The 15935-nt window shown below is 51.5% G+C and carries 22 protein-coding genes; 20 read left to right on the forward strand and 2 right to left on the reverse strand.

The genetic code is table 11. The features are described from left to right. Positions 1 to 7 precede the first annotated feature (7 nt). From rplO to DI44_RS15310, 19 genes are all read left to right on the forward strand, one after another. Positions 8 to 448: a 50S ribosomal protein L15 gene (rplO, locus tag DI44_RS15400; protein ID WP_013143982.1), complete on the forward strand. Its 441-nt coding sequence runs from the start codon at positions 8 to 10 to the stop codon at positions 446 to 448. Then, entirely contained in the window at positions 448 to 1740 is a 1293-nt protein-coding gene (gene secY / locus DI44_RS15395) for a preprotein translocase subunit SecY (protein ID WP_011229639.1), read from the forward strand. The genes rplO and secY overlap by 1 nt, the downstream gene beginning before the upstream one ends. A gap of 43 nt (positions 1741 to 1783) precedes the next feature. Continuing rightward, positions 1784 to 2437, forward strand: a complete 654-nt coding sequence (locus DI44_RS15390) for an adenylate kinase (RefSeq protein ID WP_014194603.1) — start codon at positions 1784 to 1786, stop codon at positions 2435 to 2437. Continuing rightward, on the forward strand, positions 2434 to 3201 hold the full coding sequence (map, locus tag DI44_RS15385) for a type I methionyl aminopeptidase (protein WP_011229641.1): 768 nt from the start codon (positions 2434 to 2436) through the stop codon (positions 3199 to 3201). The genes DI44_RS15390 and map overlap by 4 nt, the downstream gene beginning before the upstream one ends. 95 nt (positions 3202 to 3296) lie before the next feature. After that, positions 3297 to 3515, forward strand: a complete 219-nt coding sequence (gene infA / locus DI44_RS15380) for a translation initiation factor IF-1 (RefSeq protein ID WP_011229642.1) — start codon at positions 3297 to 3299, stop codon at positions 3513 to 3515. Positions 3516 to 3551: 36 nt separating this feature from the next. Beyond that, a complete protein-coding gene (rpmJ, locus tag DI44_RS15375; RefSeq protein ID WP_011229643.1) occupies positions 3552 to 3665 on the forward strand; it encodes a 50S ribosomal protein L36 in 114 nt (37 codons plus the stop codon). Positions 3666 to 3685: 20 nt separating this feature from the next. Next, positions 3686 to 4051 (forward strand): 30S ribosomal protein S13, encoded by a 366-nt coding sequence (gene rpsM / locus DI44_RS15370; protein ID WP_008881920.1) that lies wholly within the window; start codon positions 3686 to 3688, stop codon positions 4049 to 4051. A gap of 25 nt (positions 4052 to 4076) precedes the next feature. Next, positions 4077 to 4466 carry a 30S ribosomal protein S11 gene (gene rpsK / locus DI44_RS15365; RefSeq protein WP_011229644.1) on the forward strand — a complete coding sequence of 130 codons (390 nt, stop codon included), beginning with the start codon at positions 4077 to 4079 and terminating at the stop codon, positions 4464 to 4466. Between the two features lie 150 nt (positions 4467 to 4616). Then, on the forward strand, positions 4617 to 5561 hold the full coding sequence (locus tag DI44_RS15360) for a DNA-directed RNA polymerase subunit alpha (RefSeq protein WP_011229645.1): 945 nt from the start codon (positions 4617 to 4619) through the stop codon (positions 5559 to 5561). Between the two features lie 100 nt (positions 5562 to 5661). Next, the gene (gene rplQ / locus DI44_RS15355) at positions 5662 to 6024 is read left to right on the forward strand and encodes a 50S ribosomal protein L17 (RefSeq protein ID WP_011229646.1); all 363 of its coding nucleotides are present in this window, start codon (positions 5662 to 5664) and stop codon (positions 6022 to 6024) included. Positions 6025 to 6141: 117 nt separating this feature from the next. After that, positions 6142 to 6981, forward strand: a complete 840-nt coding sequence (locus tag DI44_RS15350) for an energy-coupling factor ABC transporter ATP-binding protein (protein WP_011229647.1) — start codon at positions 6142 to 6144, stop codon at positions 6979 to 6981. Then, entirely contained in the window at positions 6957 to 7829 is an 873-nt protein-coding gene (locus tag DI44_RS15345) for an energy-coupling factor ABC transporter ATP-binding protein (RefSeq protein WP_011229648.1), read from the forward strand. The genes DI44_RS15350 and DI44_RS15345 overlap by 25 nt, the downstream gene beginning before the upstream one ends. After that, positions 7822 to 8619 carry an energy-coupling factor transporter transmembrane protein EcfT gene (locus DI44_RS15340; protein WP_011229649.1) on the forward strand — a complete coding sequence of 266 codons (798 nt, stop codon included), beginning with the start codon at positions 7822 to 7824 and terminating at the stop codon, positions 8617 to 8619. Before DI44_RS15345 ends, DI44_RS15340 begins: the two co-directional genes overlap by 8 nt. A 12-nt stretch (positions 8620 to 8631) precedes the next feature. Further along, positions 8632 to 9408, forward strand: coding sequence for a tRNA pseudouridine(38-40) synthase TruA (gene truA, locus DI44_RS15335; RefSeq protein ID WP_011229650.1), 777 nt, complete (start codon positions 8632 to 8634; stop codon positions 9406 to 9408). 179 nt (positions 9409 to 9587) lie between these two features. Continuing rightward, positions 9588 to 10025: a 50S ribosomal protein L13 gene (gene rplM / locus DI44_RS15330; RefSeq protein WP_011229651.1), complete on the forward strand. Its 438-nt coding sequence runs from the start codon at positions 9588 to 9590 to the stop codon at positions 10023 to 10025. A 20-nt stretch (positions 10026 to 10045) separates the two neighbouring features. Continuing rightward, positions 10046 to 10438, forward strand: coding sequence for a 30S ribosomal protein S9 (gene rpsI / locus DI44_RS15325; protein WP_011229652.1), 393 nt, complete (start codon positions 10046 to 10048; stop codon positions 10436 to 10438). A gap of 119 nt (positions 10439 to 10557) precedes the next feature. Further along, positions 10558 to 10998 carry a YbaK family protein gene (locus DI44_RS15320; protein ID WP_011229653.1) on the forward strand — a complete coding sequence of 147 codons (441 nt, stop codon included), beginning with the start codon at positions 10558 to 10560 and terminating at the stop codon, positions 10996 to 10998. A 66-nt stretch (positions 10999 to 11064) separates the two neighbouring features. Then, positions 11065 to 11781 carry an N-acetylmuramoyl-L-alanine amidase CwlD gene (gene cwlD / locus DI44_RS15315; RefSeq protein ID WP_011229654.1) on the forward strand — a complete coding sequence of 239 codons (717 nt, stop codon included), beginning with the start codon at positions 11065 to 11067 and terminating at the stop codon, positions 11779 to 11781. Positions 11782 to 11975: 194 nt separating this feature from the next. Next, positions 11976 to 12992 carry an Mrp/NBP35 family ATP-binding protein gene (locus tag DI44_RS15310; RefSeq protein WP_011229655.1) on the forward strand — a complete coding sequence of 339 codons (1017 nt, stop codon included), beginning with the start codon at positions 11976 to 11978 and terminating at the stop codon, positions 12990 to 12992. Between the two features lie 86 nt (positions 12993 to 13078). Here DI44_RS15310 and gerD read toward each other — a convergent pair whose 3' ends face one another. Then, positions 13079 to 13705, reverse strand: coding sequence for a spore germination lipoprotein GerD (gene gerD / locus DI44_RS15305; protein WP_014194611.1), 627 nt, complete (start codon positions 13703 to 13705; stop codon positions 13079 to 13081). 149 nt (positions 13706 to 13854) lie between these two features. Between gerD and DI44_RS15300 the strand changes: the two genes are divergently transcribed. Further along, a complete protein-coding gene (locus DI44_RS15300) occupies positions 13855 to 14454 on the forward strand; it encodes a KinB-signaling pathway activation protein (protein WP_011229659.1) in 600 nt (199 codons plus the stop codon). 135 nt (positions 14455 to 14589) lie between these two features. On the opposite strand, the gene pdaB is transcribed toward DI44_RS15300, so the two are convergent. Then, positions 14590 to 15345: a polysaccharide deacetylase family sporulation protein PdaB gene (pdaB, locus tag DI44_RS15295; protein WP_011229660.1), complete on the reverse strand. Its 756-nt coding sequence runs from the start codon at positions 15343 to 15345 to the stop codon at positions 14590 to 14592. Positions 15346 to 15935 lie beyond the last annotated feature (590 nt).

Raw genomic sequence — 15935 nt, forward strand, 5'->3', positions numbered from 1 at the left:
CTTTGCCATGAAACTTCATGAACTAAAACCAGCGCCGGGATCCCGAAAGAAAGCTGTGCGCGTCGGCCGCGGGATCGGTTCGGGCAACGGCAAAACGTCCGGCCGCGGTCAAAAAGGTCAAAATGCCCGCTCAGGTGGAGGAGTTCGTCTTGGGTTTGAAGGCGGTCAAACTCCGCTGTTCCGCCGTTTGCCGAAACGAGGATTTACGAACATCAATCGGAAAGAGTATGCGGTTGTGAATCTGGAAAAACTGAATCGTTTTGAAGACGGAACGGAAGTGACGCCGGAATTGCTTCTTGAGACGGGCGTCATCAGCAAGTTGAAATCGGGTGTGAAAATTTTGGGCAAAGGCCAAATCGAGAAAAAGCTGACGGTCAAAGCGCATAAGTTCTCGGCATCGGCGAAAGAGGCCATTGAGGCGGCTGGCGGTAAAACTGAGGTGATTTAATGTTTCGGACAATCTCCAATTTTATGCGCGTCAGTGATATTCGAAACAAAATTATTTTCACTCTTCTTATGTTGATCGTGTTCCGCATTGGAACGTTCATCCCTGTTCCGGGCGTGAACGCGGATGTGTTAAAACTGCAAGATGAATTGAATGCATTCGGCGTCCTGAACATTTTCGGCGGCGGGGCGCTGCAAAACTTTTCGATTTTTGCCATGGGGGTTATGCCCTATATTACGGCATCGATTATCGTCCAGCTGCTGCAAATGGACGTTGTTCCCAAATTTACGGAGTGGTCGAAGCAAGGCGAGGTAGGCCGGCGTAAATTAGCTCAGTTTACCCGCTATTTCACGGTCGTGCTCGGGTTTATCCAAGCCATCGGCATGTCGTACGGCTTTAACAACTTGGCTGGCGGGATGCTCATTCGAAATCCGGGCATCGGCACGTATTTGTTGATCGCGGTCGTCTTGACCGCCGGCACCGCATTTTTAATGTGGCTCGGCGAACAGATCACCGCGAAAGGCGTGGGCAATGGCATTTCGATCATTATTTTCGCCGGGATTGTCTCAGGCATTCCGACGGTCTTGAACCAAATTTACGCCCAACAGTTTGAAAATGTCGGGGAAGATGTGTTTTTGCGCATCGTCCGGCTCCTGCTTGTGGCGTTGGCGGTCGTTGCCGTCATCGTTGGTGTCATTTACATCCAGCAGGCGTTCCGGAAAATTCCGATTCAATACGCAAAGCGGCTTGAGGGCCGAAGCCCGGTGGGCGGCCACTCGACTCATTTGCCGCTCAAAGTGAACCCAGCGGGAGTCATTCCGGTCATTTTCGCTGTATCGTTTTTGATTGCACCACCGACGATTGCATCGTTTTTTGGCACGAATGATGTAACATTGTGGATTCGCCGAACGTTTGATTATACGCACCCGGTTGGGATGATCATTTACGTCGTGCTCATCATCGCGTTTACGTACTTTTATGCGTTTGTTCAAGTCAATCCGGAGCAGATGGCGGACAACTTGAAAAAACAAGGCGGCTACATCCCAGGTATTCGCCCTGGGAAAAACACACAAGAGTACGTGACGAGAATTTTATACCGGCTGACGCTGGTCGGATCAATCTTTTTGGCGGTTGTCGCTGTGCTGCCGGTGTTCTTTGTGAACTTTGCCAACTTGCCGTCTTCCGCACGAATCGGCGGTACGAGCTTGCTTATTGTCGTCGGCGTGGCGCTTGAGACGATGAAGCAGCTTGAGAGCCAGCTGGTGAAACGCCATTACCGTGGATTCATCAAATAAAGAAGGCAAGAACGGACGTCCCTTGCCGATAGGGGGAGTTAGGATGAATTTAGTGCTGATGGGGCTGCCGGGTGCCGGCAAAGGCACGCAGGCCGGGAAAATTGTCGAGGCTTACGGAATTCCGCATATTTCAACGGGAGATATGTTTCGAGCGGCGATCAAAGAAGGGACGCCGTTAGGGTTGCAGGCAAAGCAGTATATGGACCGCGGTGATCTTGTGCCGGATGAGGTGACGATCGGCATCGTCCGCGAACGGCTGAGCAAAGAGGATTGCCAAAATGGTTTTTTGCTCGATGGATTCCCGCGCACGGTCGCCCAAGCAGAAGCGCTTGAGAGGTTGCTTTCGGAAATCGGGCGCAAGCTTGATTATGTCATCCATATCGACGTTCGCCAAGAGGTCTTAATGGAGCGCCTGACCGGCAGACGTATTTGCCGCAACTGCGGAGCAACGTACCATCTCGTTTTTCATCCGCCGGCGAAACCGGGCGTATGCGATAAATGCGGTGGCGATCTGTACCAGCGCCCCGATGATAATGAAGCAACGGTGGCCAATCGGCTTGAGGTGAATATGAAACAAATGAAGCCGCTCCTCGATTTTTACGAGCAAAAAGGCTATTTGCGCCACATTAACGGCGAACAGGAAATGGAAAAGGTGTTTGCTGATATTTGTGAAGTGCTCGGGGGACTTGCTCGATGATTCGTTGCAAAACCGCGCAGGAAATTGCTTTGATGCGCGAGGCGGGAAAAATCGTTTCCCTTACATTGAAAGAATTGCAAAAGCACATTCGTCCCGGGATCACAACAAAGGAACTGGACGCCATCGCGGAGGAAGTGATTCGTTCCCATGGCGCCATTCCGTCGTTTAAAGGGTATCAAGGGTTTCCAGGGAGCATTTGCGCCTCGGTGAATGAAGAGCTTGTGCACGGGATTCCCAGCAGCCGCGCATTGCGGGAAGGCGATATTATTACGATCGATGTCGGCGCGCAGTATGAAGGCTATCACGCCGACTCGGCCTGGACGTATCCGGTCGGGGAGATCGACGCCGAGACGAAACGGTTGCTTGACGTGACAGAGCAATCGCTGTACGTCGGGCTCGCCGAGGCAAAACCGGGCGCTCGTTTAACGAACATCTCCCATGCGATTCAAACGTATGTCGAAGCGCATCACTTTTCCGTTGTTCGCGAGTATGTCGGGCATGGAATTGGTCAACACTTACATGAAGACCCACAAATCCCACATTATGGGCCGCCGAACAAAGGCCCGATTTTGCGGCCAGGGATGGCGCTGTGCATCGAACCGATGGTCAATGCCGGCAGCCGTTACGTGAAAACGTTGGCCGACGATTGGACCGTCGTCACGGCCGATGGAAAACGGTGCGCCCATTTCGAACATACGATTGTCATTACAGAAGATGGCTGCGAAATTTTAACACATTGTGGAAATGAGTCTCCCACTTCATAAGTGGGAAGGGGTAAACGTCTTCTCGATCATCATGGATATCACGTTCGGTTTTGCGTAACACAATGTTACTCATTCGAAGGAGGGAGAGCCGCTCGATGGCGAAAGATGATGTAATTGAAGTGGAAGGCACCGTCATCGAAACATTGCCAAATGCGATGTTTCGTGTAGAATTAGAAAATGGGCACACGGTGTTGGCTCATGTATCCGGCAAGATCCGCATGCATTTCATTCGCATTTTGCCTGGCGACCGGGTGACGGTGGAGCTGTCGCCGTATGATTTGACGCGTGGACGGATCACGTATCGATATAAATAAAGGAATGCACTCCGTTCAATTAGGGAGGTAAACAACATGAAAGTAAGACCATCTGTCAAACCGATTTGCGAAAAGTGCAAAGTTATTCGCAGACGCGGCAAAGTTATGATCATTTGTGAAAATCCGAAGCATAAACAACGCCAAGGGTAATTTTCAAGGAGGTGTATCATATGGCACGCATTGCAGGTGTCGATATTCCGCGTGATAAACGGGTAGTCATTTCGTTAACATACATTTATGGGATCGGCAAACCGACAGCACAAAAAATCTTAAAAGAAGCCGGCGTATCGGAAGACACACGCGTTCGCGACTTAACGGAAGAAGAGCTTGGCCGCATTCGTGAAATCGTCGGCCGCTTAAAAGTGGAAGGCGATTTGCGGCGTGAAGTATCGTTAAATATTAAACGGTTGATGGAGATCGGCTGCTATCGTGGTCTTCGCCATCGCCGCGGATTGCCGGTTCGCGGCCAAAACACGAAAAACAATGCCCGCACGCGCAAAGGTCCGCGCCGCACGGTAGCGAACAAGAAAAAATAATCACGCAAAGGAGGTCATTTGACGAATGGCACGCAGAACAAACACTCGTAAACGCCGGGTAAGAAAAAATATTGATACAGGCATCGCCCATATCCGTTCAACGTTCAACAACACGATCGTGACGATTACGGATGTTCATGGCAACGCCATTGCTTGGGCGAGCGCTGGTTCGCTGGGGTTCAAAGGTTCGCGCAAATCAACGCCGTTTGCGGCGCAAATGGCGGCTGAAGCAGCAGCGAAAGCGTCGATGGAGCATGGCATGAAAACGGTCGAAGTGAACGTCAAAGGTCCGGGGGCTGGCCGCGAGGCAGCGATCCGTGCATTGCAAGCAGCCGGGTTGGAAATTACGGCGATCAAAGACGTCACTCCAATCCCGCACAATGGATGCCGTCCGCCAAAACGTCGCCGTGTGTAACGCCCCTGTATAGAATTTGCACCATTGTCAATAATGGGATATGATAAAGACCATGGCAGGCAAGCATAAAGAGAGATTCATGGGGGAATGTTGTTAGGCGTGTACCGTTTGATCGGGGTCTCGACGTTTTGAAGGAGGGTATAATAATCGATGATTGAAATTGAAAAGCCGAAAATTGAAACGGTCGAACTGAGCGAAGATGCCAAATATGGCAAATTCGTCGTCGAACCGCTTGAGCGTGGATATGGTACAACCTTAGGGAACTCCTTGCGTCGTATCCTATTGTCTTCACTCCCTGGTGCAGCTGTAACATCGGTGCAAATCGACGGCGTCTTGCATGAGTTTTCAACGATTGACGGCGTCGTTGAAGATGTGACAGCCATCATTTTGAATATCAAAAAACTAGCGTTGAAAATTTATTCAGACGAAGAGAAAACGTTGGAGATTGATGTGCAGGGTGAAGGAGTTGTCACGGCTGCCGATATCACTCACGACAGCGATGTAGAAATTTTAAACCCGGACCTTCATATCGCGACGCTGGCGGAAGGCGGCCGCCTGCGCATGCGCATGACTGCCAAGCGGGGGCGCGGATATGTTCCTGCTGAGGCGAATAAGCGCGAAGACCAGCCCATCGGCGTCATTCCGATCGATTCCATTTATACGCCGGTCTCCCGAGTTTCCTATCAAGTCGAGAATACAAGGGTCGGCCAAGTGACGGACTATGACAAGCTGACCATTGATGTGTGGACGGATGGAAGCATTGGGCCGAAAGAGGCCATTTCCCTTGGAGCGAAAATTTTAACGGAGCACTTGAACATTTTTGTCGGCTTGACGGATGAGGCGCAAAATGCGGAGATCATGGTCGAGAAAGAGGACGATCAAAAAGAAAAAGTGCTCGAAATGACGATCGAGGAACTCGATCTTTCGGTTCGTTCCTACAATTGCTTGAAGCGGGCCGGCATCAACACTGTTCAAGAACTGACGCAAAAAACGGAAGAAGATATGATGAAAGTGCGCAACCTCGGCCGCAAGTCGCTTGAGGAAGTAAAAGCGAAACTGGCTGAGCTTGGCCTCAGCCTGCGCAAAGACGACTAAGTGCCGGCCTCCGCCGGCAAGCCGGAAACACACTTTCACCATATTGCTTTGATGATGGCCACCATGAGGAACACATCACTTTAAAAGGGAGGGACATTTGATGTCGTACAGAAAATTAGGACGCACGACTTCGCAACGAAAAGCACTGCTTCGCGACTTGGCAACAGACTTAATCATCAACGAACGCATTGAAACGACGGAAGCGCGGGCGAAAGAACTGCGCTCGGTCATGGAAAAAATGATTACGCTCGGCAAACGCGGCGATTTGCATGCCCGCCGCCAAGCAGCGGCATTCATCCGCAAGGAGGTCGCCAACAGCGAAACCGGCCAGGATGCGTTGCAAAAGCTGTTCAGCGACATTGCGCCGCGCTACCAAGATCGCCAAGGCGGCTATACGCGCATTATGAAACTTGGTCCTCGCCGCGGTGACGGGGCGCCGATGGTCATTATTGAACTCGTGTAACGGTTTCATTTCAACAAGGGCGAGACAGTTTCGTTTGAACTGGATCTATGCCCTTTTTTTGTTTACCATCATTTAGCAGGCTGCGTTTGCAACGCGGCGAAGCAAGGGGAAACGATCATGGCCGAACCAATCTTGTCGATCGAGGGAGTGTCCTTTCGCTATCCAAATCAATCCGACTATGCGGTGCAAAACGTCAGCTTCACGGCCGAGCGCGGGGAGTGGTTAGCGATCGTCGGCCATAACGGATCCGGCAAATCGACCATCGCTCGGATGCTGATCGGCTTGCTTCGGCCGGAGCGGGGCGCCATTCGCTTGTTTGGACGCCTTTTGAACGACGCAACCGTTTGGGAGGTGCGCCGCCGCGTCGGCCTTGTGTTCCAGAACCCGGACAACCAGTTTGTCGGTGCGACCGTGGAAGACGACATCGCTTTTGCCCTTGAAAACAACGGCATTCCGCGCTTGGAAATGGTCGAGCGCATTCGCGAGGCCATTCGCCAAGTCCATATGGAGCCGTTTCTCCATTATGAGCCGCACCGGTTGTCTGGGGGGCAAAAACAGCGCGTCGCCATCGCTGGCATTTTGGCGCTCCGCCCCGATATGATCATTTTGGACGAAGCGACATCGATGCTTGACCCGCGTGGAAGGGAAGAAGTGCTTGAGACGGTGCGCCGCCTGAACCGCCAGCAGCGCATTACCGTCTTGTCAATTACCCATGATTTGGAAGAGGCAGCGAAGGCGGACCGTCTCATTGTGATGAACAAAGGCGAAGTGATGGCAGAAGGGACGCCGGAGCAAATCTTTCGGCTCGGAAGCAAGCTCGAGCGCATCGGTCTTGATTTGCCGTTTGCCGTGAAAATGGGCAGTCGCTTGCGGGAACAAGGCATTCCGCTTCGGGCTGGATATTTCACGACAGAGGAGTTGGTCGAGGAGCTATGGACATTGTATTCGAAAAAGTAGAGCATGTGTACAACGCCCGTTCACCGCTTGCCCGTCGGGCGCTCTATGATGTCAATGTCGCAATCCGAAGCGGGGCGTACGTTGCCGTGGTTGGGCATACGGGCTCAGGAAAATCGACCCTCCTTCAGCATTTAAACGGGTTGCTGCAGCCGACAAGCGGCGCGGTGAAGATCGGCGAAGAGACGATCACGAGCCATAAGCGGCCAAAGCAGCTGAAACCGCTGCGCAAAAAGGTCGGGGTCGTCTTCCAGTTCCCGGAGCACCAGTTGTTTGAAGAAACGGTGGAGAAAGATATTTGTTTTGGCCCGCTCAATTTTGGCGTGCCGGAAGACGAGGCGAAGCGGAAGGCGCGGGAGCTCATTAAGCTCGTCGGATTGAGTGAAGACGTATTGGCGAAATCGCCGTTTGATTTGAGCGGAGGGCAAATGCGGCGCGTCGCCATCGCCGGCGTGCTCGCGCTTGAACCAGAAGTGCTCGTGCTCGATGAACCGACCGCGGGCCTTGATCCGCGCGGGCGCAAAGAGATGATGGAGATGTTTTATCGCCTCCATCGTGAGAAGCAGTTGACAACCGTTCTCGTCACCCACAGCATGGAAGATGCAGCTCGGTACGCTGATGAAATCATCGTCATGCATGAAGGAACGGTATGGGGCCACGGAACGCCGGAAGAGATGTTTCGCGACGCTGACAAACTGGCTGCCATCGGTTTGAGTGTGCCGGAAACGGTCAAATTGAAACAGCAGCTCGAAAAGCGGTTCGGCGTTGTCATTCCGTCGCCATGCTTGACGTTGGAACAGACAGCGGAAGCCATCCAGCAATTGTTCTCCAAGGTGAGCGTCCATGACTAATCATTTGATTATCGGGCAATATGTGCCTGGTCATTCCGTCATTCATCGCTTAGACCCGCGCGCCAAACTATTGATCGTGTTTGCTTACGTCCTGATCGTCTTTTTGGCGAACAATGCGGCGACGTATGCACTGCTGTCGCTGTTTGCGTTTGCCTTTGCAGCTCTGTCTCGCATCCCGTTTTCGTTCATTGCCCGCGGCTTGAAACCGATTTTATGGGTCGTTTTGTTTACATTGCTGTTGCATCTATTCATGACGAAAGAAGGAGACGTCATCTACCAAATCGGTGCGCTCTCTGTATATGAAGGCGGCATCAAGCAAGGGGTCTTTATTTCCCTAAGGTTTTTGCTCCTTGTATTGATGACGACGATGTTGACGTTGACGACGACGCCGATTGAAGTGACCGACGGCGTCGAAAGTTTGCTCGGGCCGCTCAAAAAGATGCGCGTTCCTGTCCATGAGCTCGCCTTGATGATGGCCATTTCGCTTCGATTCATTCCAACATTGATGGAAGAGACGGAAAAAATTATGAAAGCACAGGCGGCTCGTGGTGTTGATTTTTCTGGCGGCCGTTTTTCCGAACGGATGAAAGCCATTGTCTCACTGCTTGTGCCCCTGTTTATCAGCTCGTTCAAACGAGCCGATGAGCTGGCGACAGCCATGGAGGCGCGCGGCTACCGCGGCGGGGAAGGGCGGACGAAATTCCGCCAGCTCGCTTGGAAGCCGGTGGACATCGCGTTTTTAGCGGCTGTGGCGCTGCTGGCCGTATTGCTTTGTTTATTACGCTCATAGCGGAGGAAGGCCATGACACAACGGATCAAATGCATCATTGCCTATGATGGCACCCACTTTTCCGGCTACCAAATCCAGCCGGGAAAGCGGACGGTGCAAGGCGAGTTTGAGGAAGTGCTTCGGCGGATGCATAAAGGGACAAAAGTGCGTGTGGCGGCTTCCGGAAGGACGGATGCCGGCGTTCATGCCTATGGGCAAGTGATCCACTTTGATACGCCGCTTTCCCTTTCCTCGGAGCAGTGGAAAAAGGCGTTGAACGCCCAGCTGCCGGATGATATCGTCGTTCGCTTTGTACAGGAGGCCGATGCAGACTTCCACGCCCGTTTTTCGGCGAAAGCGAAAGAATACCGCTATAAAGTATGGACGGCTGCCGAGCGCGACGTGTTTCGCCGCCATTATTGCGCATGGCATCCATATTCGCTTCATATCAGCGCGATGAACGAGGCGCTTCGTTTGCTTCATGGAACGCACGATTTTACAAGCTTTTGTTCCGCAAAAACGTCGATCGAAGACCGGGTGCGCACCATGTATCGGGCTGAAGTGAAGGCCGACGGCCCGATGCTCGAGTTTCGGTTTGTCGGCAGCGGCTTTTTGTACAACATGGTGCGCATTATCGTTGGCACGGTGTTGGAGATCGGCCAAGGGAAGCGTTCTCCCGCCGACATTTCGACACTGCTTGCGGCGAAAGATCGGCGCCTCGCTGGTCCAACCGCGCCGGCCGAAGGGCTGTATTTATGGCGCGTATACTATGAGGATGAATGTTTGGTTCACTCATTGGTGGATGGCTGATGGTTTTCTCCGGCTTTTTAAGACAACGAGTCCTTGTGTAACATCTTCTTGACATTGGCGCGCCGGCAAGCTATTATATCATATGGCATGTATTTTCCACGATTAGCCCCGGACCATAATCGTGTTGAAATAAACGACCATTTTGTTTGTTCATTTTTTTATTTTAGGAGGGAACTGCATTGCGTACGACTTATATGGCGAAACCGAATGAAGTAGAGCGTAAATGGTACGTTGTCGACGCAGCTGGCAAAACGTTAGGCCGCTTAGCCAGCGAAGTAGCGGCGCTGTTGCGCGGCAAACATAAACCGACGTTCACTCCGCACGTTGATTGCGGAGATCACGTCATCGTCATCAATGCGGACAAAGTCGAACTGACTGGGAAAAAGTTGACGAAAAAACTGTACTATCGCCACAGCTTATATCCGGGTGGCTTAAAAGTAAGAACAGCGCTGGAAATGCGTACGAACTACCCGGAACAAATGATCGAACGTGCGGTGCGCGGCATGCTTCCAAAAGGCAGCCTTGGCCGGCAAATGTTCAAAAAGTTGCACGTTTACCGTGGAAGCGAACATCCGCATCAAGCACAAAAACCAGAAGTGTATGAACTTCGCGGATAATCATAAGGGAGGGTATGATTTTGGCACAAGTACAATATTACGGCACAGGTCGTCGCAAAAGCTCGGTCGCCCGTGTCCGCCTTGTCCCGGGCGATGGCCGCATCATTGTCAATAAGCGTGACATTCGCGAGTACATCCCGACGGAAGCGCTCATCGAAATGGTAAAACAGCCGCTCGTATTGACGGAAACGCTTGGCAGCTACGACGTTTTGGTGAATGTCCAAGGCGGTGGATTTGCCGGCCAAGCCGGTGCGATTCGCCATGGCATCGCCCGTGCGTTGCTTGAAGTCGATCCGGAATTCCGCACGGTGCTGAAACGGGCCGGTTTGCTGACGCGCGATGCTCGCGTTAAAGAACGCAAAAAATACGGGCTCAAAGGCGCCCGCCGCGCTCCGCAATTCTCGAAACGTTAATCGCGTGATGTTCCAACCCAGCCGATTTGGCTGGGTTTTTTGCTTATTTCTGCCTTTCGCCCGCGCGTATGATTGTGAGCGATCGTTAGACACTACATCGTAAAGGAGCGTGAAAGACGATGACAGTCATCACTTCATTGGCGGAAAAAAGGCAGGAAAAGCAGCTTCGCTATGAACGGAACATGTTGCGCGAACTGTCGCTTGAGAAATTACGGACCAAAGCGCTTGAGCACTTTGTTCCGTTTTATACGGCGTATCGGATGTTCCCATCCGTTGTTGAGGAAGGCTGTATTGATCTGGCCATTGAAGCGTATTTGCTCGGCGCTCGCTACAGCCGATTCGGCTATTATGGGGAGCCGGCGGCCAGCGTACGTTGTCGATGTGCTCAAGAAGAAAAATATTTGATCGATACGCTGTTTGATTTTCTTTGCTTTTGGGGCAATATCGACAACGATTTCCTCAGCCAGTCGCTGTATGACGCGTGTGAACAATATATCGGCAACTGGTGGACGGAAGGATTTGAGCGGGGCAAAAAACGGCGTCGTCTAAAACTTCGCTGAATGAGTTCTATTCCCGCGCCTTGTCCCATATAAGATAGAGAAGGGAAACGTGCGGGAGGAGAAACAATGAGAGAAAAATGGAAGTGGCTGGTCGCTTTTGCTGCCGTCGCCCTTATGAGCACTTTGCTATTTCCGTCTTTATTTTCCGATTTGACATCAACAAAACCATGGAATCTCCCATTATCGGGGAGAATCATCGTATTGGACCCCGGCCATGGTGGGCCGGACGGCGGCGCCGTCGGTGGCGAGGCGGTGGAAAAGGACATCGCGCTCAACGTGGCGAAAAAGCTGCGCGATTATCTGCAGCAGCAAGGGGCGCTCGTCCTGATGACGCGCGAGACGGATCGGGACTTGGCCAGCCCGTCCACACGCGGCTACAGCCGACGGAAAACGGAGGATTTGCTCGAACGAACGGCTTTCGTCAATCGATCGAATGCCGATCTTTTCATCAGCATCCATCTCAACGCCATCCCGTCGCCGCGTTGGCGAGGAGCGCAGACGTTTTATTACGGGTCGTTCATCGAAAACGAGCGGCTGGCGAGATTTATCCAAGCGGAATTGCGGCGCAATTTGGAGAACACCCATCGACTGGCAAAAATGATTGATACCGTCTATTTGCTCAAGCATGCAAAAATCCCCGGCGCGCTTGTCGAGGTTGGGTTTTTGTCGAATCCCGATGAGCGAGAGTTGCTTGTGTCTGATGGCTACCAAACGAAGCTGGCCGCCTCGATTTATAAAGGAGTGCTCCGCTATTTTTCCAATGAACATACGCCTCGCGAGTAGCGGGGATTTTTTAAGGTCGGAACAGAGGAGACAGACAGCCGACCGGCCTTGTTTCGCCAAAAGGAATTAGAAATTCCCCCCTTTTCAACCGCGGGGACGTGCGGGAGCAAGTCAAACATGGCGGCCGTCTGCCGATTTATGGTATGATAACACGTAGAAATGACCATTGATTTGCAAAAGGGTTGGTGAATACGATGTTGACGGAAACTGAAGTGCGCGCCATTCTTGAAAAGATGAAAGATCCCTTTTTAAACAAAACGTTTAAAGAGACGAATGCCATCCAAGAAATCAAAATTAAGGAAGAGAAAAACCATGTCAGCGTGAAAATCGCGCTCGCCAAAACCGGAACGCCCGAGCAGCTTCGCGTGCAAACGGCGATCGTCGAGCAGCTGAAAGACGCGGGCGCTGCGACGGTCGGGCTGCGGTTCGCCGAACTGCCGCGCGACGTGGTGGAGAAATATAGCGAAAACAAGCAAAAAACGACGTATATCGCCATTGCCAGCGGCAAAGGTGGAGTCGGCAAGTCGACCGTTTCCGTCAATTTGGCGGTCGCGCTCGCCCGGCTCGGCAAAAAAGTCGGGTTGATTGACGCGGACATTTATGGGTTCAGCGTTCCGGACATGATGGGAATCACCGAGCGCCCGACGGTGAGGGGCGACAAAATCATCCCGGTCGAACGGTTTGGCGTAAAAGTCATTTCGATGGCCTTTTTCGTCGAGGACAACGCCCCGGTCATTTGGCGCGGCCCGATGCTTGGGAAAATGTTGAACAACTTTTTCAAAGAGGTCGAATGGGGAGACTTGGATTACTTGCTGCTTGACTTGCCGCCTGGTACGGGCGACGTCGCCTTGGACGTCCATACGCTCTTGCCGTCGTGCAAAGAAATTATCGTCACGACTCCGCATCCGACCGCTGCGTTTGTCGCTGCCCGCGCTGGGGCAATGGCGTTGCGCACCGAACATGAAATTATCGGCGTGATCGAAAATATGTCGTACTACGAGAGCCGGAAAACAGGGGAGCGGGAGTATGTCTTCGGCAAGGGTGGCGGAGAAAAGCTGGCTAAAGAGCTGCAAACCGAGCTGTTAGGGCAGCTGCCGCTTCAGCAGCCGGATTGGAACGACGACGACTTCGCTCCGTCCGTTTACGCAGAAGATCATCCGATCGGGAAAATTTATATGGATATCGCCCGCAAAATCGTTGCAAAATATTAATCGGTTTCACAAAAAGCGTCCGATGGCGAGAAACCGCCGATTAGAGCGTTGGCGGTTTTCAGCGCACGGACGCTTTTTTTGCTTGATTAACCTCCTCCGCCTTGTTGGTTGCCGGTGCTTTCTTCTCCCTCTCCCCCTTCCCCTCCGCCTTCTTCTTGTTTTTCTCCGCCTTGCTGAACCTTTTCAGCTGCTTTCATCAACATATCTTGAATTTTCGCCTGATACAGCGGGCTGTTCAACGTTTCCGTGATCACCTTTTGCAAATGCTGGCGGAACTCTTTGCTTTTTAAGACATCGACCATGGCTTTTTCCATTTCTGGATCTTTTAAAATATCGATCATCAGCGCCTGGTAATCGGGATCTTTCATGAGCGCCTTCATCATTTTTTCATGTTCTGCTTGCAGCCCTTTGGCAAAACTTTCAGCGAATTTCGGGTCTTTTAACGCACTTTCCCAGAACTTTTTTCCTTGATCGGATGTCAGCATTTGTTGCAGCGTTTCTTTTACAGCTTTTTGATCTATGACTAGTTGCTGCTTCATCTGATCTTCCGACATAATATCTTGAATCGCCTTTTTCCCCTCGTCGGTTTTTAAAATGTCAACAACCATCTTTTTCGTTTCGTCATAATCCGGGGGAGGGGGGCTGATTTCTTGAGGGGCACAGGAACCAAGAACGAGAAAACTGAGCAAGAGGAGCGGTAGGCATTTGTTCATGAAAGTGAGCTCCTTTCTGCAAAAATCCCTCACCCTTAATATGAATGTTGGCGAAAAAAATATACATGGGGGAGATCGGAGCTGGCTTTTTCACAAGGGCGCTGGTAAAATGGTAAGCGGGTTATGCTGAAATGATGGAGGATGAAGCTGTGAACAGCCGCAAATGGGTGCGTTTATTTTTATCGACGCTGCTGATCGGCGGCATCGCCACGGCGGCCGTCGGCATTGTGTTCAACTGGGAAGAATTCGGGCGCTTGCTGTTGCGCCTGGAAATGGTCGAATTTATGGCTGTTTTGTTATGGCATATCGGTGTTGGCTTTATTTTCAGCGTCATCAGTCAGGCGGGGTTTTTTGCTTATTTAACCGTCCACCGGTTCGGGCTTGGCATCTTCCGTTCGCTATGGAACGCTGTGCAGGTTGTTTTGATCATGTTCGTGCTGTTCGATTTAGTGTATTTCCGCTACATGGCGTTTGCGGACAAGGGCGATTCAATCATTCCGTATCTATTGACCGCATTGTTCATTTTGGTGGTTGGTCTCGTTGTTGCCTACGTCAAGAGCGCACAGACGAACAAAGGGGCGTTCGTTCCGGCTTTGTTCTTTATGGTCGTCGTTACGGTCATTGAATGGTTTCCCGTGTTGCGCATCAACGACCGTGATTGGCTGTATTTGATGTTGATTCCTTTATTAGTATGCAATGCATACCAGCTTCTTATACTGCATAAATTGACAGGCAGCGCGAAACAATAAAGAAAGCAAGGCGCCGCCTGTTTTCTTATGGCAGCCGCGAAAAAACGGCTGTTCGCCAAAAGCCAATCATTCCAATTGGCGGCTTGTCTGCCGCCGCAATCCAGCCGCACCGGCGCAGGCCGCTGTCGGAACGTGTCACTCGATCCCGCGGCTTTCGGCTTCGCCATTCGCCAACAGCTCGGAGAGGTTGACGTTTTTGTAGCCGTTTTCTTTCATGGAGGCGATAATTTTCGGCAGCGCTTTGGCTGTCTGTTTTGCCGAATCAGATGCGTGAAGGAGCACGATATCGCCCGGTTCCAGGTCCCTCGTGACGTTCTCAACAATTTGGTCTGTCCCAGGGTTGAGCCAGTCTTTCGAGTCAATGCTCCAATGGACGACAGTGTAGCCGAGGGACTGAGCAACTTTTAACACATTTTTGTTGAAGTTCCCCCCAGGGGGGCGCAGCAGCTCAACCTGTTTAATTCCCAACATGTCAAACACTTTTTTCGCCATGATTAAATCTTGACGGATTTTGGCGTTCTCAAGTTCCGTATAGTTGACAAAGTTATATCCCATACTGCCAATCTCATGCCCCTCCTCTTTGATCCGCTTCACTACGGCTGGATGGCGTTCGGCCCATGAGGCGGATAAAAAAAAGGTCGCGTTTTGAATCCCGTGCTGCTTCAAGACATCCAAAATTTTGTCTGCATTCTCATCTCCCCAGCTGATATCGAACGTCAACGCCACCTCATTGCGGGCGTTGTCCACTTTATATACCGCCTTCGGCCCAGAAGGAAGCGAAAAAACTGGACGGTTCATTTCATAAGCGTACAAGACGACGGCGGTGAAAAAGGCGGAGCAGATAATAATGAGAGCTTTTTTCAGCGTCCGTCCGTTCAACGCGTAAAACATGACATCGGCCCCCTTTTTTGCATTGTAAAATCGTTGTCCTAATAACATCTTATGCGGACAGCCATGGCGGTTATGAAACTTATTTGCCAGTCCTCTTACCGTCGAAGAGATGGAGGAAGCCTAAAGGAACGGTCTGGCGTCGGTTCCTGAAATTCCCCTAAAAAAGATATTGCATTTTTGATTGGTAAGTGGTATATTAAAAATCGTCGCTAATCGGACAGAGTGTTCGATAGCGGTGAGTGACGAAAAGCAACGGAAAAGATCTTGACAAGAAAAAAGAGGCATGTTAGTATAAAAGAGCTGTTTGCAAGAGGAAGATTCAACTATTCTTCAGTTCAAGACTGCAAATCAGCAGAGAAGTTGTTTCAATGCAGCAACTTTGCGTCTGTGTCTTCTAGTGAATTCGGGGGGATTGGGTTCCTCGGCGCAAGACTGCAACGAAGCAAGTTCAAGAAGAGGTCTCGTTCCTTGAAAACTGAACGAAACGAAGCGCGAAAGAAAAGCTGAGGCCCGCGGGTCGCCGCGATGGGCAAATGTTCTTCGCCTGCAGGGATTTACAATCCCGAAGGCGAAGGTGATTTGACCCCGAG

Origin of the sequence: Geobacillus sp. CAMR5420, from assembly GCF_000691465.1 — a bacterium.
Taxonomy (GTDB): Bacteria; Bacillota; Bacilli; order Bacillales; family Anoxybacillaceae; genus Geobacillus; species Geobacillus thermoleovorans.

Coding starts and splice junctions, on each gene's coding strand:
- infA (WP_011229642.1), top strand. CDS start 3,297: ATGGCGAAAGATGATGTAATTGAAGTGGAAGGCACCGTCATCGAAACA.
- rpsK (WP_011229644.1), top strand. CDS start 4,077: ATGGCACGCAGAACAAACACTCGTAAACGCCGGGTAAGAAAAAATATT.
- pdaB (WP_011229660.1), bottom strand. CDS start 15,345: ATGTTTTACGCGTTGAACGGACGGACGCTGAAAAAAGCTCTCATTATT.
- rpmJ (WP_011229643.1), top strand. CDS start 3,552: ATGAAAGTAAGACCATCTGTCAAACCGATTTGCGAAAAGTGCAAAGTT.
- rpsM (WP_008881920.1), top strand. CDS start 3,686: ATGGCACGCATTGCAGGTGTCGATATTCCGCGTGATAAACGGGTAGTC.
- DI44_RS15345 (WP_011229648.1), top strand. CDS start 6,957: ATGGACATTGTATTCGAAAAAGTAGAGCATGTGTACAACGCCCGTTCA.
- secY (WP_011229639.1), top strand. CDS start 448: ATGTTTCGGACAATCTCCAATTTTATGCGCGTCAGTGATATTCGAAAC.
- DI44_RS15350 (WP_011229647.1), top strand. CDS start 6,142: ATGGCCGAACCAATCTTGTCGATCGAGGGAGTGTCCTTTCGCTATCCA.
- DI44_RS15390 (WP_014194603.1), top strand. CDS start 1,784: ATGAATTTAGTGCTGATGGGGCTGCCGGGTGCCGGCAAAGGCACGCAG.
- DI44_RS15340 (WP_011229649.1), top strand. CDS start 7,822: ATGACTAATCATTTGATTATCGGGCAATATGTGCCTGGTCATTCCGTC.
- DI44_RS15310 (WP_011229655.1), top strand. CDS start 11,976: ATGTTGACGGAAACTGAAGTGCGCGCCATTCTTGAAAAGATGAAAGAT.
- cwlD (WP_011229654.1), top strand. CDS start 11,065: ATGAGAGAAAAATGGAAGTGGCTGGTCGCTTTTGCTGCCGTCGCCCTT.
- gerD (WP_014194611.1), bottom strand. CDS start 13,705: ATGAACAAATGCCTACCGCTCCTCTTGCTCAGTTTTCTCGTTCTTGGT.
- rplO (WP_013143982.1), top strand. CDS start 8: ATGAAACTTCATGAACTAAAACCAGCGCCGGGATCCCGAAAGAAAGCT.
- rplQ (WP_011229646.1), top strand. CDS start 5,662: ATGTCGTACAGAAAATTAGGACGCACGACTTCGCAACGAAAAGCACTG.
- DI44_RS15360 (WP_011229645.1), top strand. CDS start 4,617: ATGATTGAAATTGAAAAGCCGAAAATTGAAACGGTCGAACTGAGCGAA.
- DI44_RS15320 (WP_011229653.1), top strand. CDS start 10,558: ATGACAGTCATCACTTCATTGGCGGAAAAAAGGCAGGAAAAGCAGCTT.
- map (WP_011229641.1), top strand. CDS start 2,434: ATGATTCGTTGCAAAACCGCGCAGGAAATTGCTTTGATGCGCGAGGCG.
- truA (WP_011229650.1), top strand. CDS start 8,632: ATGACACAACGGATCAAATGCATCATTGCCTATGATGGCACCCACTTT.